The sequence below is a fragment of the Aquifex pyrophilus genome, from assembly GCF_054656935.1.
In genome coordinates this window covers 1-13,348 of sequence record NZ_BAAHXJ010000001.1, presented here as the reverse complement: position 1 = coordinate 13,348, position 13,348 = coordinate 1, and the positions used below count along the sequence as shown (strand labels likewise).

12 protein-coding genes and 1 pseudogene are annotated in these 13,348 nt (G+C 37.5%); 9 read left to right on the top strand and 4 right to left on the bottom strand.

Going from position 1 to position 13,348, the window contains the following annotated elements:
• The first annotated feature begins 11 nt into the window (after window positions 1-11).
• Entirely contained in the window at window positions 12-1,964 is a 1,953-nt protein-coding gene (locus ACYQZ0_RS00065) for a phospholipase D family protein (RefSeq protein ID WP_459774332.1), read from the top strand.
• 8 nt (window positions 1,965-1,972) lie between these two features.
• On the opposite strand, the gene ACYQZ0_RS00060 is transcribed toward ACYQZ0_RS00065, so the two are convergent.
• Window positions 1,973-3,925, bottom strand: a complete 1,953-nt coding sequence (locus tag ACYQZ0_RS00060; protein ID WP_459774331.1) for a helicase HerA domain-containing protein — start codon at window positions 3,923-3,925, stop codon at window positions 1,973-1,975.
• A gap of 64 nt (window positions 3,926-3,989) precedes the next feature.
• Between ACYQZ0_RS00060 and ACYQZ0_RS00055 the strand changes: the two genes are divergently transcribed.
• Both ACYQZ0_RS00055 and ACYQZ0_RS00050 read left to right on the top strand, forming a co-directional pair.
• Complete coding sequence (locus ACYQZ0_RS00055; protein WP_459774330.1) at window positions 3,990-4,244, top strand: hypothetical protein; 255 nt, start codon at window positions 3,990-3,992, stop codon at window positions 4,242-4,244.
• A gap of 199 nt (window positions 4,245-4,443) precedes the next feature.
• Entirely contained in the window at window positions 4,444-4,737 is a 294-nt protein-coding gene (locus ACYQZ0_RS00050; protein WP_459774329.1) for a hypothetical protein, read from the top strand.
• Between the two features lie 617 nt (window positions 4,738-5,354).
• Here ACYQZ0_RS00050 and ACYQZ0_RS00045 read toward each other — a convergent pair.
• Window positions 5,355-5,573, bottom strand: coding sequence for a hypothetical protein (locus tag ACYQZ0_RS00045; protein WP_459774328.1), 219 nt, complete (start codon window positions 5,571-5,573; stop codon window positions 5,355-5,357).
• Window positions 5,574-6,278: 705 nt separating this feature from the next.
• Between ACYQZ0_RS00045 and ACYQZ0_RS00040 the strand changes: the two genes are divergently transcribed.
• Window positions 6,279-7,124: an Rpn family recombination-promoting nuclease/putative transposase gene (locus tag ACYQZ0_RS00040; RefSeq protein WP_459774327.1), complete on the top strand. Its 846-nt coding sequence runs from the start codon at window positions 6,279-6,281 to the stop codon at window positions 7,122-7,124.
• 263 nt (window positions 7,125-7,387) lie between these two features.
• Here the strand turns inward: ACYQZ0_RS00040 and ACYQZ0_RS00035 are convergent, their stop codons facing one another.
• Window positions 7,388-7,612, bottom strand: a complete 225-nt coding sequence (locus ACYQZ0_RS00035) for a hypothetical protein (protein ID WP_459774326.1) — start codon at window positions 7,610-7,612, stop codon at window positions 7,388-7,390.
• A gap of 820 nt (window positions 7,613-8,432) precedes the next feature.
• On the opposite strand from ACYQZ0_RS00035, the gene ACYQZ0_RS00030 reads away from it, so the two are divergent.
• Both ACYQZ0_RS00030 and ACYQZ0_RS00025 read left to right on the top strand, forming a co-directional pair.
• Window positions 8,433-8,675 (top strand): hypothetical protein, encoded by a 243-nt coding sequence (locus tag ACYQZ0_RS00030; RefSeq protein WP_459774325.1) that lies wholly within the window; start codon window positions 8,433-8,435, stop codon window positions 8,673-8,675.
• A gap of 61 nt (window positions 8,676-8,736) precedes the next feature.
• Window positions 8,737-9,369: a hypothetical protein gene (locus ACYQZ0_RS00025; protein ID WP_459774324.1), complete on the top strand. Its 633-nt coding sequence runs from the start codon at window positions 8,737-8,739 to the stop codon at window positions 9,367-9,369.
• Window positions 9,370-9,416: 47 nt separating this feature from the next.
• Here ACYQZ0_RS00025 and ACYQZ0_RS00020 read toward each other — a convergent pair whose 3' ends face one another.
• Window positions 9,417-9,632, bottom strand: a complete 216-nt coding sequence (locus tag ACYQZ0_RS00020; protein WP_459774323.1) for a hypothetical protein — start codon at window positions 9,630-9,632, stop codon at window positions 9,417-9,419.
• 596 nt (window positions 9,633-10,228) lie between these two features.
• On the opposite strand from ACYQZ0_RS00020, the gene ACYQZ0_RS00015 reads away from it, so the two are divergent.
• The 3 genes and pseudogenes from ACYQZ0_RS00015 to ACYQZ0_RS00005 form a co-directional block, all read left to right on the top strand.
• The gene (locus ACYQZ0_RS00015; protein ID WP_459774322.1) at window positions 10,229-11,194 is read left to right on the top strand and encodes a hypothetical protein; all 966 of its coding nucleotides are present in this window, start codon (window positions 10,229-10,231) and stop codon (window positions 11,192-11,194) included.
• A gap of 80 nt (window positions 11,195-11,274) precedes the next feature.
• On the top strand, window positions 11,275-13,047 hold the full coding sequence (locus tag ACYQZ0_RS00010) for an N-6 DNA methylase (RefSeq protein WP_459774321.1): 1,773 nt from the start codon (window positions 11,275-11,277) through the stop codon (window positions 13,045-13,047).
• A pseudogene (locus ACYQZ0_RS00005) lies at window positions 13,044-13,348 on the top strand (hypothetical protein); the annotation flags it as partial. The gene ACYQZ0_RS00010 and the pseudogene ACYQZ0_RS00005, both read left to right, overlap by 4 nt.

Genomic DNA, 13,348 nt, shown 5'->3' with positions numbered 1-13,348 from the left:
TTTTATACTCAATGGATCTATTTGAATACTCTTCGTTTAATGGAAAGAAGGAAGACAGAAATAAAAGAGAAAAGATGTGCTTGAATATATCTTCGAAAGGATGTGAGATAATTTGGCTTGTACCAACAGATTTACTTCGCGGTTTTACACAACTGAAGGCGATTACTTTTTCCTCTTCCCTTAAGGGTTTGAAAGATGTACTGAAAGAAATAAAGGAAATAGAAATATTGATAGGAACGGGTGAAATAGTGGGCGTTGATTTAGAAACATTAATAGAAACCGCTGAAAAAGATCTACCTTCCCTGATTGTTGAAGGGAAAGAAATTGTTGTTTACAGAGTCCCTGATTGCCACGACAAGATCTACCTTCTCTATTCTCCCGATGGAAAAAAGAGAGTTATTTTCGGCAGTGCAAATATTTCCCGCGTAGCATGGGAAGGTCCGCAGGATGAAACATTTGCTTACTCCGATGACGAGGACATAATCCGTGCTTTTGAAGAGAAGTATGAAACTATTAAAAAGAAAGCTAAAAAAATAGTAGATAGTGAGAAAATAAGAAAAAATGCAGAAAAGATAGGTATTTCCAAAATAAAAGATATAGTTATCGATGAAAAGGGAAAACCTGCAAAACTTCATTTGCCGAGGGAGGAATTAAAGAAGCTGGTTGACCTTGTAAATACGAACGTGCTTGCAGAAATAGCACTAAGCCTTGATAAGAAGGAAATAACACACTACAGATACGATGTTATCAATAAGAAAAAGCACGAAAATTTAATTACTGAACTTCATTCCCGAAAAAAGGAAATCATAGCACGTCAAAATAACCCGGAAAGGATAAGTAAGTTAATAGAACCGATAAGGGGAAAGGAAAGAGAAAATAAGCTCCTGGTACTGGAAAAAGAATATGGATTTGTTTACAAAGATATTGATGTAAATACTTATCCCTTATCCCCCGTAGCAGCACGTGAAACCGTAAAGGCCATAAAGCAAATTGTAGAAAGATCTCTGGAAGCAAGCGAAGACCATCCAAAGTTAATCGGGGAAGCAGTATGTTTTGCCTTTGCATCTCCGATAATGCACTTATTGAGAAAAAGGGCTCTTGAGGAAAGCGTAGATATAAACAGCTTTCCCGTATTTGCTCTACTTCTGGGAACGGCCGGAGCGGGCAAAACAACAACATTACAGCTTATCGGGAAACTTATCGGCAGAAAGCCCCTTCACTATAAGGACATACCTGAACACGGGCGCAGTAAAGCTCCTTTTCTTGAACATTGTGCTATGTCCGGAGACCTGTCTCCCCTTCTCATTGACGAAGTGACACCCAGACATCTAACGGATTTCCATACATTAGGGGACAGACTTAAGTATCTCGGGGATTCTCCTGAGGTAAAGGGAACCGCAATTCTTACGAGCAACCTGGACCATTTTATAGGTGCAAGACAGATACTTAGAAGAGCCTGTTTTTTGCCCTTCAGGTATCCTGTACAAACCAGAAAGGGTGGAAAAGGTATTACAAATGCCCTTACTTCGGTAACGGAAGATCTATTCGTTAAGTTTCTTCGCTATGCAAATGAAAAAATGAAAGATATTTATCCCAATCCTTCGGACCCGCTCAGATTTGCAAGGGAATTCCTTTTAAACGAAGGTGTTCCTGTTCCGGAAAGGTACTGCGGAGACTACATAGAGGACCTTCGTCGCGAATGGAGAAAGCTTTACCTCTCTTCTCTGGGAATTTTTGAAGAAACAAAGGCACCTCATAAAATGGACTCGAAAAAAATAGTTGATTGTTTCAGGGTAAAAAAAGAAAATGTCGGGAGCCTTGTTCCACTCGAGAGCTTCGATAACGGAGGAACAAATAAAGAGGAGTATCTGCTTTTAAAGAAGGAGTTTCTTGAAGAGATCGGAGTTGAAAATACAAAGCTCCCCGGAATAGGCTCTCTTATAAAAAGAGTTCTCGGAAAGTAAATTATTTCTCACTCCACGCTCACTACTTCCGGAAAAGGAACACCCATTCCGCTTATTATTCCCTTTCCTGTCGGAAGGGAAGGAAGTGTATCAATTATATCCTTACCCGTATATTCCACGTAAGTAGATATAGTCTCTATGTCAGCGTTGTTAATGGTTCTGAACATGGCTTGAGTATTCATCTGGGATAAGACGTATTTGCTCACCTGAGCTGGTCTTTGAGTTATGGTGATTAATCCAAGATTGAACTTTCTTCCTTCCGATGCGATTTTCCTGGCCATGGTAAGGGCAAGGTTGTCCTTACCTGCCGATACATCCCCGTATCCTTTTTCAGGAGCAAAGTTATGGGCTTCTTCTAAAACTATCAGCCTTTTCCTGTCCGGATTTTGCTTGTTTTGATTGAAAAGCTCCTGCATTATCAATCCCGCTATGTTTACTCTTGTTTCGCTATTCGTCACATTTCTGAAATCAAGTATCACTACATTTTTATCCGAGGCCACGCCTCTTTCTATGTTTTTTATAGTTTCAGACTGATTTTTTAGCGTTCCTTCTCCGTAAATTTCCTTTAAGCTGTTTATCAGGTCTTCATTCCCGTTACCTCTTAATTCCTTTAGAATGGAAAGAATATCTCTCGCCCCCAGTTTCGTAAGCCTTATAGAAGGTTTCACGTGTTTTCTTATTATGTCCTTATTATTCCTCGCATCACCCGAATTTCCGCTAACCAGATATCCGTATCCCGCATTCTTTATTAACTCCTCTAATTCCTCGGGATACACGGGAAGTAGCGTATCGTCAAAAACTATGTTTTCTATTTTTTCCTCTTCAATGCACTTCTTAAGCTCCTCGTAATACTCCCCGTGAGGATCAAATATGAAAATTTGAACATTGTAATTCTGTTTAATTAAATCGCATAAAAATTTCTTTACAAAGTAGCTTTTGCCCGAGCCCGTTGTTCCTATGACTAGCATGTGTTTATTTACTATCTCCCCTGCATCCACAAAGGCATCTATATCTGTATCTTGCAATTTTCCTATCCTGACGGGCATATCCATGTTTCTTCCTGAAAAGTTCTTTTTCATTAAATCTTTCAGTGTTTCCTTAGAAGCCCTGTATACAGCTTCTCCTACATTAAAGGGCTTTTTAACCATATCAAGTTTTCCGTCTTTTACAACTCCTACAACGTCCGCAACAGCTATCTTTACTCTGTTCCCGTTACCGTTTATGTATGCATAAGCTGCCGCTTTTTTCCAATCCTCATCTTTTCCGTCCGAGAATATTTTCTTGAAGTCCTCAATGGGAGCAAATATTTTGGATTCATAAGAAGTAAAAGGATTTGCAAAAAATCCCATGTCGTAAGCGTAAATGCTTGTTACTCTTGCAAATAAAGTCTCCTCTTTTAATCTCACTTCTACATAAGATTGAAGGTTTACTTCATCTTTAATGACTATAAACTCAAAAGATTGAGGCTTTACAGGATTCAAAGCGAAGCCGATTAAGTCTTCTCCAAATTCGTTTGCAAAGTTCTTTTTTATATCTTCGAAGTAATCGACAATTTCTTTTACTTTTTTCTCATCATCGTCAACTGTGTAAAAAACTCCGGCTTCAATGTTACCGCTTGAAACGTCTGAAAGTCCAGCATCAGTTAAATTTGCCGAACCTACGATTACCATACTGTTATCAACAATGATAAATTTCGCGTGAAGCCTATTTGATAGATAAACTTTTCCATTAACTTCTTTAATTTTTTTAAATATTCTGTCATCCGTTATAAGTAGGTCCTGGAACTCGGATGCCCTCAGTATAACTTCAAGATTTACGTCTTTTTTAGTTTTGAGTATTTCAATAAGCTTTTCAAAGTGAGTGCCTTTAATCCATGCCGAGGCTATTTTAACGTCCTTTTGTGCAGAAGAAACTATTTCTTCTATTTTTGGAAATATTTGGTTGCTCGTCAAAACTTCCACTACGCCCCTCCTCCAAGATTTAGTATACTTCGTTTAAATACAATGAAAACCTATAATTAACCTTATGGTAGAAATTACGAAGGACGAAAACGGAAGAGTTGTAATAAAAAATGCGGAAGAACTTGACGCGGTTTTCGGAGAAGGATATTCCAACAAGCTAAAAGCTCTCCTTGAGCTTTACGAAAAATACGAAGAAGTTCTTCAAAAGCACGAGTCAATTTTTGAAAGACTTGCTCTTAACGCCCTATTCAAATCCGAAGAAGAATTCTTGGCGCAGGTAAAAAACATAGAGAATACCTTCAAGGAGCTAAAAAAATAATATTAAAAATATGCATGTAAACATCGTAAGAAAGTAATTCTTCAAGCCCCTGAAAAACTGGCTCTTTGACGAAAGCGTTTATTTCGTTAAAGTTCTCGGAAACGTTTATACGCTCTGGTACGACTGGGGAGAGTCCCTGAAGGCAAAAAAACCAGTTTTCGGACTCACGGAAGAACCTCAATTCCCGGGACACCTTGACATGTTCATCAGCAAGAACGAACTCGTTCCCCTGAACGAACCGCTCCCCGAAGAAACAAGAAACCTCAAAAAAGTTGCACTTGAAGAGATAAAGATGAAGGCAAGAGACGATAAAAAATTTCCACTCCTTTTCTGGCAGGTTGCCCACCTCATTTCCTACCTGCTTGACTTTCGTTTTTTCTACAAAAGCAAGCCTCATTACATTCAGGTTGTACTTGAAAACGCCCTCGTTAGCGAAAAAGTTGAAACAGAACACTTCACGATTTTTTCAAGCACTTTCATTCACCTTCTCTAAAGTTAAAGTGTTATGTGGTTTTTCAGCTAATCGTGTTAAGAGCGTTTGTAGATTTCAAGCGGAAGGAAGTTGTAAACCGAGGTTTACAACCTCGACTTGTTTAATTATTCCACCAGGTAATCCACTACCTCAGGCTTGAAGTAAAAGTTTCAGGAATACGTAAAGTTCCGCTTAGCGGAACTTACGGGAAATACTTGAATGAAGGGGAATTATAGATGGGGAAGATTTTTAAACGGATTTTTCTTTTTTTCTCTTTCTTTCCACGTATTCATTCAAAACAACAAGAGTAAGCAAACCTAAAGCGATGATGGATAATGCAACAATCAAGTCAATCATTTTCCTCCTCCGTTTTTATAAGATATGCAAAATAAACCCTTACAAAAATACCCCCTTATTCCAGAGAGGAAAAGTTTCTCTAACAAATCTGATTATTGCTTTCGGTTTCTGGTGTGCCTTCTTTACGTTATTAGGAGCTTATTTTTATTAACAAGGGAAGTGAAGATGAATGACTACACGATAGGATTTTTTCTCACAGGCTTAGGGATATTGATGATAGGGCTTTTAATCGTTTGGATTATCAATAGGCAAGAAAAACTTCTAAATAAATCCAAGCAACCTTAAATTAATCCTAAAAGAAGTTTAATGTGGCAATGACTTCTTTCCTCTTTTATCTGTTGCATAGTTTTGTCTACTATCTTACCGCTGTAATGTTTTACACTTTTTAATAGTTCTTCAAAAGCTTCCAATTTCTTTTTCTTTTCGTATTCTATTGCTTCTTTTTCTATTAATTCCTCTAAGACCTCACTCTGGGATTTTTTCTTTTCCTTTGCGAGCATCTTGAGGTATTCTTCCGCTTTCTTTGAAAGTGTAAAGTTCTTACGCACTTTCATACGCATGATTTTATACACATTTTTAAATGTGTCAAGGGGATTAGAACGTCATTATTGAGAAGAAAATATATACACATTTTAGACTTTAACATCCCACTAAGTATAGATAAAACTACCTTTTTTATAGCACGCTCTTTATCCCAGTCGTTGTTTAAATTCCACTAAGTAAAGATAAAACTAGGATGGAAATATTCTGATAATAATTTTGTATCCTGAGTTTAAATTCCACTAAGTAAAGATAAAACAGAAACATGATTGAAAGGTTGCAAAGTCTTCAAGAGGGTTTAAATTCCACTAAGTAAAGATAAAACCCCGCGAGAGTGAATCCGTATTCAGTTGACAAGAAGCCTGATTTTGTAGGGCTAAGTATGATTTTACTTAAAAATCTCAAGTGCGTCAAGTGAAGTTTATTTCGGAAAATCTTCGGTAGTCCCCAAAGACCTTTATTTCACACGCATAAACTTATTGATTTACAACCATCTTATTACTACACCTTCTAGATTTCAAAGTATCTTGAAATGTTGAAATCGTAATTTCATAAAGGTATTAAGTTTAAGCTTGAAAATCATAGAGGAGAAACCCGCAAAGTAAGGAACAGAATATCAAGTTTGGACGCTCGCTTTATTAAGAAACTTTACCTAAAATAGCCCTATGACCAAGAAATACGATATACCATTAAGGAAACTCTTTAAGGAGCTTCCGCCTGCCCTTTTCAGAATAGCATTCGGAACCTCTATTGACACTCAAGAGGCTAAGCTACTTGACGTTAAGCTTCCCAAACTCTTTGAAAGAGAGGCTGACCTTGTCGTTGAATTTCAAAACGAAATTTACCACCTTGAAATTCAGTCAACGGACGACCCAGGTATGCACTTGAGAATGGCTTACTACTTCCTTCTCATCTACGAAAACTACAAGAAAATACCAAAGCAAGCTGTCATCTACGTGGGAGAAGCTCCCTTAAGAAGAATGAAGGACTCCGTTTCCCTCGGAAACTTCAGGTTCAGTTATAAGCTCATAGACCTTAACACTCTTGACTGCACACCTTTTCTGGAAAGCCCCGAACCATCGGACTGGATAATAGCGATTCTCTGCAGGATACCTAAGGAAAAGGAAGTTCTTAAGGAAATCCTTTTGAGGTTTTCAAGACTTCCAAAGGATAAAAGGGAGAGATACCTTGAGATGTTCTTTCACCTTGCTCACTTAAGACCAAAGAGGCTAAATTTGTTAGTAGAGCTCAAAAAGGAGGTCCACATGCCTATTACTATTGACCTTGAGAAAGACCCGCTTTACAAAGAAGGACTGGAAAAAGGACTCAAAAAGGGACTGAAGGAAGGATTAGAAATGGGACTGGAAAAAGGAAAAGAAGAAGCAAAAAGAGAAGACGCAATAAACCTCTACAAGAAGTTGAAACTTCAACCTGAACAAATAGCGGAAGTGTTAGGAGTAGAAGAAGAAAAAGTCCTGAAGTGGTTGAAAGAAGAGGGACTGATAAAGTAGATAACATAAATTCTGTTATGTTAATATCTAACAAAGCTATTGGAAAAACCGATAGGAAGAGAAACACGATAAAGCAGTAAGCTCCATAATCAGATATAAGGGGGAAAGTCACAACCGAATAGCTTTTAACTTAATTTACGCCCTAAGTCTCCTTCCGTAAGGAAGGCGAGGTTCACAAGTAAAGAATACTAAAGTACAACCTCAAATGAAGTTTCATCAGGAAGAAACACGATATTTTTTTGAAATTCAGTTGTAAATAACTTTCAGATTTTTAAAACATTTTTTAGACGTTTGAGAAATTTCTTTTCTTCCTCCGAAAGTCCTTCCAATAGCTTCTTATTCTTCACGAATTCTTCTAAAGGTATAAGGTAAACTCCGTCTTTTCTTTCAATTTTAACCGCTCTGATTGGCTCATCCACGAGAGAAATTCTTGAATTTCTGAGCTTAAACTCGTTCCATAGAAACGGAGTTTTAAATTTTCCCTCCATACATTTTAAATCTAATAATTTTTTTCCGAATTGAAAACTATAAAATGTGTTCTTATTTTTCAACAATTACAATTAAACACTTAACCTTAGCAATAGCGGGCAAATGATTACATGAGCATAAACAAAATTCCCCGAGATTCCCTATGGACCGCTAATTTCTGACCGGGTTCATTAAATTAACATGTCGGCTTTTGAACCTTAACAACAGACAAAACAAGAACAAAAACAGGAACAGAAACACCTACAAACGGCTCACCCCTGACTTCCTCTCCCGTTTGTTTCCGATTTATGATTTTTCACTCCCTTTTTCTTTTTTGCTGACTTTTTTACGACGAAGTGGTGCAATGTTCTATAGAACAATGACCCAATGAGGGGAATACTATAATAACTACGTTCACGGACAAATTTCATTTTTCCACACTCGGTGCATTGTTCTATAGGACAATGCACCAAAAAATTCTGACCTCATTCTACTCCTTGATTTCCAGAGGAATAATTTGGTTCATTTTTCTATAGAACAACGACCCGATTTTTCATTTTTGGTGCAATGTTCTATAGAACAACGACCTGACAAAAGTCATATAATCTTTCCCTTTGATTTTCAGGGATTAGAAAACCTGAAGAGGTGCATTGTTCTATAGAACAATGCACCAAAATTCAATAAACTTTTGCAAAAATGCAAATCTTCGGCTTACGTATCAATACGCTAAAACACATCGTATTACGTCTATATACTTCGCTCGGATACCAGATGAAGTATCAAATAGTATTAAGAATTCTTTTTACTTAATCAGAAGTGTTGTTATGTTAAAATATGCTCATGCGAAAAAAGATAACAGTTCACCTTACCGAAGAAGCTTACGAAATCATCAAGGAAGTTCCCCCGAGACTAAAGGGCTTCGTAATCTCAAGGGCTCTGATAGAAGCAAAGAAGAGCGGCCTTATAGACCTTCTTCTCGGAAAGACGAACGAGGAAAAAGCAAAGCTTCAAAAGGCTAATCCGAACGAAGGATTTTTAGGTTATGACGACGAAGAGGAAGAGGAAATTAAGTTCGAGCTATAAGAAAAAGATCGTTAACCTGATAAATTTTCGGAAAGCGAGATAAACTATTAGAAAAAGGGAAATGAGAACACGATACCTCACGCAATACTTTTTCTGGGACGCTTACGCACTTGACCTTGCAAGGGAGATAGAGAAAAAAGCTACGAAAAGCACTTTAAGGAAAGTGGTAAGAAGACTCACGAAAGAATACCTTATAGCCCTTGCATACTTTGTGTCGGGAAGCTGGAAAAAGGCAGAGGAAATCCTCAGAAAGAAAACCTCTTTCAGAGTTTCAAAACAAGACCTTGACAAGGTGAGGTTCAAGAAAATTCAGGGAATAACTCCTTCTTTTGAAAAGCCCTCAAGGGGAAAGGGAATAAGGCTCAAGAAAGTTCTCAAAGACTTCTGCCCTTGGGAAGTTTCGGAAGTGAGGATTTCAAAGAAGGTAGCAACGCTTCTGAAAAAGGCTATTCGGAAGGTTCTAAAAAGGAGAAGGAAGATTAAGGTTCTGGACAAGATGGCTATGTATTATCTTTGGAGGGCTTGGTATTATGCGAGAGCTTATAGCTACAGAGTCAACCTAAAGAGAGCTTCCCGCTTCATACAGAGAGCTTTAAAAAGAATAGGTATTGAGCTTCCCCTGGAAGTAATACTCTTTGAAGTGCGAAAACGGTTATACAGGAAATTCAAGAGGGAGTTTTACATTTCATCGTGATAAACCAGAAAAGCCCTGAGCAAAGTCCAATATGGCTTTCACCAGAATCAGCTAAGCCTCTCCTCCAGGAAATCTATAATTTCAGGCTTAAAGAAATACCTTACTCTATCCAAGCTCTTCCTTCTAACAAAATAGGAAGAGGGAATCTTTCCCTTTTCCAGCCATAAGTAAAAGGTCCTTCGATTTATCTTAATTCCCCTACTTTCCAATTCTTTCAACACATCTCTAACGCCAAGAAATTCCTTAGTTTCCTTTAGTGCCATCACTTTTATAATTTTCCTTCACTAATTCACTTTGTCAACCAAATATGAAAATCCGAATGATTACGGTTCACCAGACACCTATATGTTTTCTGGTGAACTTTCGGAAAAGCAGGAAAGTAAAGGGCTTACGTACACTCAGAAAGTTCACCATACTTTCTGGTGAACTTTTTGCGAAACACTTGAAAATCAAGCGGTATTCCGAACCTATAGGTTCACCATACTTTCTGGTGAACTTTTAAGGGAAACCTTTGATTTTCAATAAGTAGCCTTTAGTACTCATCCATAGTTCACCAGAAAATATAGAAGTTTCTGAGTAAACCAAAGAACTTAGGGGATATCTACAACATATATATTTCTGGTGAACTTTTAGGAAACCTAAATACCTTGCTTTATTTTGTCCTTGAAAATCAAGGGATTTAAGCTGTGACAAGATTAGTTCACCATACTTTCTGGTGAACTTTAGGCTTTAAGGTTCTTTTGAAAGTTGCTGATTTTCAATAACTTGAAATCAGTTCACCATACTTTCTGGTGAACTTTGATACCTTAATTCCTACTTGCACAATTACACAAGTTCACTATATTTGTTATTGACGCCAATGAAAAGCAAAAAAATACTTCACGAAATCTATAGGGAGCTACGCATACCGGAACGGATAATCATTTATAAACCAACTACTTATCAAAGAAAAGGAAGAACTTATTACAGGTTTCCGGCTTACGACCCCAAGACACGCAGGAAGAACCTAAAGATTCACATCCCGGTAAAAAAGCAAGACTACATCCTTAAGCTCTGGCAAGAGTATGAAGAAGCCAGGAAATCTGAGGAAGTTATAAAAAAAGATATAGAGGCCATTTTAGAAAAGTACGAGGATACACAAACCGTTATAGCTTTGATAGAAGAGGTTATGAAAGAAGCCTTGAAAAAAGAAACAAAAACTTACGCTTACGAGAAGTTCAAGCAAAAAGCCCTAGAGCTTTTTGAAGGGCTAAAACCTTATCTTGTTTACCTAAAAAAGAAAAAACTCTCCCGTATATCTTTAATGGAAGCCCTATACATTCTTGCTAACGTGAAAGAAATGTTTAAGGAAAAAGGAGACGAGGAGTTGAAAAAAGCACTCAAAAGAGCGGTGGAGACCGTAATCCTGAGAGACAAAAATCAGAAAATTCAAAGTCCCCTGGGAGTTCTAAAAAACGACTTTTTTCTTCCGCAGAAAACAGAATACGATTTTTTGCTCTCCTCTTTTTTGAAAAGTGAGTTAGAACCTGCGTTTGAGAAGCTCCTTCAAAGCGAAGTGGAGAAGTTAGAAGCTCAGGAAGCTCTCGCTAAAATTTCGGGCTTTCTGGCTACGCTATCCGAGAGGGCAAAAGAGAGAGTGCTAAAAGTCTTCCCTTCTTTTGAGGAGTTTTCAAAAGCTTTATACGAAGGCTGGAAGAAATCGGGAGAGGAGCTTAGGGAATTTTTAAAGGAGTGGCAATACTACCTTGAGCTTGATGTTCTGGAAGAAGACGAAGAAAATGTCCTTAAGATTATAGGGAGGTTAAAAGTGGGAGCGGTTCTTTAAATTTGTATTGATTTTTCAGAAATAGGGAGTATAATAAAAGGTAGCTAAAGAAAAGTTAAACTACCTAATGGAGGCTTTGTATGAGCTTAAATAATCTTGAGCCACAATTCCATAAGGCTTACCTTGCATTACTTGAGAAGTTTAACACGAATCCCTTTACTTTTGAGGAAGCTGAGAAAGTTTTAGAAGAAGCTTCTAAAAGCTTAGGAGTCAAGTTCTCAAACAAGAAAGAGGTTCTTTCAGAGCTTGAGAAAGCAGGGCTTTTAGAAAAAAGACCTTATGAGAAGGATAAGAGAAAGAAAATTTACAGGTTAAAAGAAAATCCTGTTTTGAAAAAAGAGAAGTTAGGTAAAGATGAGCTCATAAATCTTCTTAAAGAAGGTGCGGATATAATCAGGACTGCGGTTGATTATAAAGTTTTACTTCTTTTCCTCTTTTATAAAGCTGTAAGCGATAAGTATTTGCGAGAGGTTAAAAAGCTTCAGGAAGAAAGACCGGGAGTTAATATAGAAAAACTTTACAAAATTGCGAATACGAGAATTTTGAATTTATACGATACGGATAATAATAAACTCTTAGTATGGCACGAAGTAAAAAACGAACCTGCGGAGTTTATTAATGCCCTTAACAGAATTGTTGAGCTTAACAGGGACAAACTAAACAGACTTGATGAACTTATAAAGAGAACCGGGCTTCCCTCCTTATTTGAAGGAGAAAACAGCGTAATAGTAAAGAGGCTCATTAACCTCTTTTCAAGAGTTGATTTTTCGGAGTTTGAATACGACATTCTCGGAGATGCTTACGAGTGGATTCTTTATTACTTTGCACCTTCCAAGGCAAAGGAGGGAGAGGTTTACACACCTATTGAAGTGAGCAGGTTAATAGCCAACCTGATAGAACCGCAAGGTGAAGAGATAATTTTAGACCCCGCTTGTGGTTCCGCATCTATGCTAATAGAGCAATATCTTTATGCAAAGAAAAAGGATGAGAACACGAACATAACCCTCATAGGGCAGGAAAGGAATGAAGTTACCGCGGTCCTGGCGGAGCTTAACTTTATACTGCACGGCATTAAGAACGCAAAGGTGTTTATAGGGGACTCACTTTTAAACCCGAAATTTGAGGAATACATAAGGACCTACAACCCGGACGGAGAAGCGGATAAAGTTGTCGCTAATCCTCCGTGGAATCAAAAGAAGGTTTACAACGAAACAACATTAAAGCAAAACCCAAAACATAGGGATATCTTTGAGTTCGGATACACAACAGACCAATCAGCGGACTGGGCGTGGATACAGCTTATTAACTACTATGCGAAGAAAAAAGCGGGCATAGTTATAGACAGCGGGGCACTATTCAGAGGGGGAAGGGAGAAAAGCATAAGGGAAAACTTTGTAAAGAAGGATTTAATAGATTGCGTTATCCTCTTGCCTGAAAAAATCTTTTACAACACTCAAGCTCCCGGAGTGATAATAATCCTTAACAAGGAAAAGCCAGAAGAAAGAAAAAATAAAGTGCTATTCATAAACGCAAGTAAGGAATACATACCTCACCCTGAGGAGAAGAAACTTAACAAGCTTTCCGACGAAAACATTAAGAAAATTGCAGAAGCTTACAGGGAATTTAAAGAGTTAGAAGGCTTTTCCCGTATAGTTGATACTGATGAGATAAAAAGGAACGAGTATAACCTGAACGTATCCTTATACGTTTCTCCCATAGATGAAGAGGAAAAAATAGACCTTAATGAGGAATTCAGGAAGTTAGAGGAGCTTAATAGGGAATACACCGAGAGATTTAAAAAGGTTGAGGAGTATATAAGAGAAGTTTTAAGGATTTTTGGAGGATTAAGTTGAAGGATATAAAACTTGTTTTAAAGGAAGTTAAAGGGCATCTTGAACACATCATGTATAATGTTGAGAAAATTTTAGAAAAGGGGATAAGGAAAGAACTTCTTCAAGATAAGGAATATATAATTCTCCTTGATGCCTTTATTTTTAGATTTATAAAACTTCAGAGTTCAGTAAGTGAGAAACTTTTCCCGCTGGTCTATGAATATTTAACAGGTAAAGAATATACTGAAGCCACCTTTATAGATATATTAAACACACTTGAGAAGTATAATGTTATTCCATCTGCAGATGAATGGAAAGAAAT

Excerpts from the sequence above, each read along its gene's own strand:
- ACYQZ0_RS00065 (WP_459774332.1), top strand. The coding sequence starts at position 12 with ATGGATCTATTTGAATACTCTTCGTTTAATGGAAAGAAGGAAGACAGA.
- ACYQZ0_RS00055 (WP_459774330.1), top strand. The coding sequence starts at position 3,990 with ATGGTAGAAATTACGAAGGACGAAAACGGAAGAGTTGTAATAAAAAAT.
- ACYQZ0_RS00050 (WP_459774329.1), top strand. The coding sequence starts at position 4,444 with ATGTTCATCAGCAAGAACGAACTCGTTCCCCTGAACGAACCGCTCCCC.
- ACYQZ0_RS00045 (WP_459774328.1), bottom strand. The coding sequence starts at position 5,573 with ATGCTCGCAAAGGAAAAGAAAAAATCCCAGAGTGAGGTCTTAGAGGAA.
- ACYQZ0_RS00040 (WP_459774327.1), top strand. The coding sequence starts at position 6,279 with ATGACCAAGAAATACGATATACCATTAAGGAAACTCTTTAAGGAGCTT.
- ACYQZ0_RS00035 (WP_459774326.1), bottom strand. The coding sequence starts at position 7,612 with ATGGAGGGAAAATTTAAAACTCCGTTTCTATGGAACGAGTTTAAGCTC.
- ACYQZ0_RS00030 (WP_459774325.1), top strand. The coding sequence starts at position 8,433 with ATGCGAAAAAAGATAACAGTTCACCTTACCGAAGAAGCTTACGAAATC.
- ACYQZ0_RS00025 (WP_459774324.1), top strand. The coding sequence starts at position 8,737 with ATGAGAACACGATACCTCACGCAATACTTTTTCTGGGACGCTTACGCA.
- ACYQZ0_RS00020 (WP_459774323.1), bottom strand. The coding sequence starts at position 9,632 with ATGGCACTAAAGGAAACTAAGGAATTTCTTGGCGTTAGAGATGTGTTG.
- ACYQZ0_RS00015 (WP_459774322.1), top strand. The coding sequence starts at position 10,229 with ATGAAAAGCAAAAAAATACTTCACGAAATCTATAGGGAGCTACGCATA.
- ACYQZ0_RS00010 (WP_459774321.1), top strand. The coding sequence starts at position 11,275 with ATGAGCTTAAATAATCTTGAGCCACAATTCCATAAGGCTTACCTTGCA.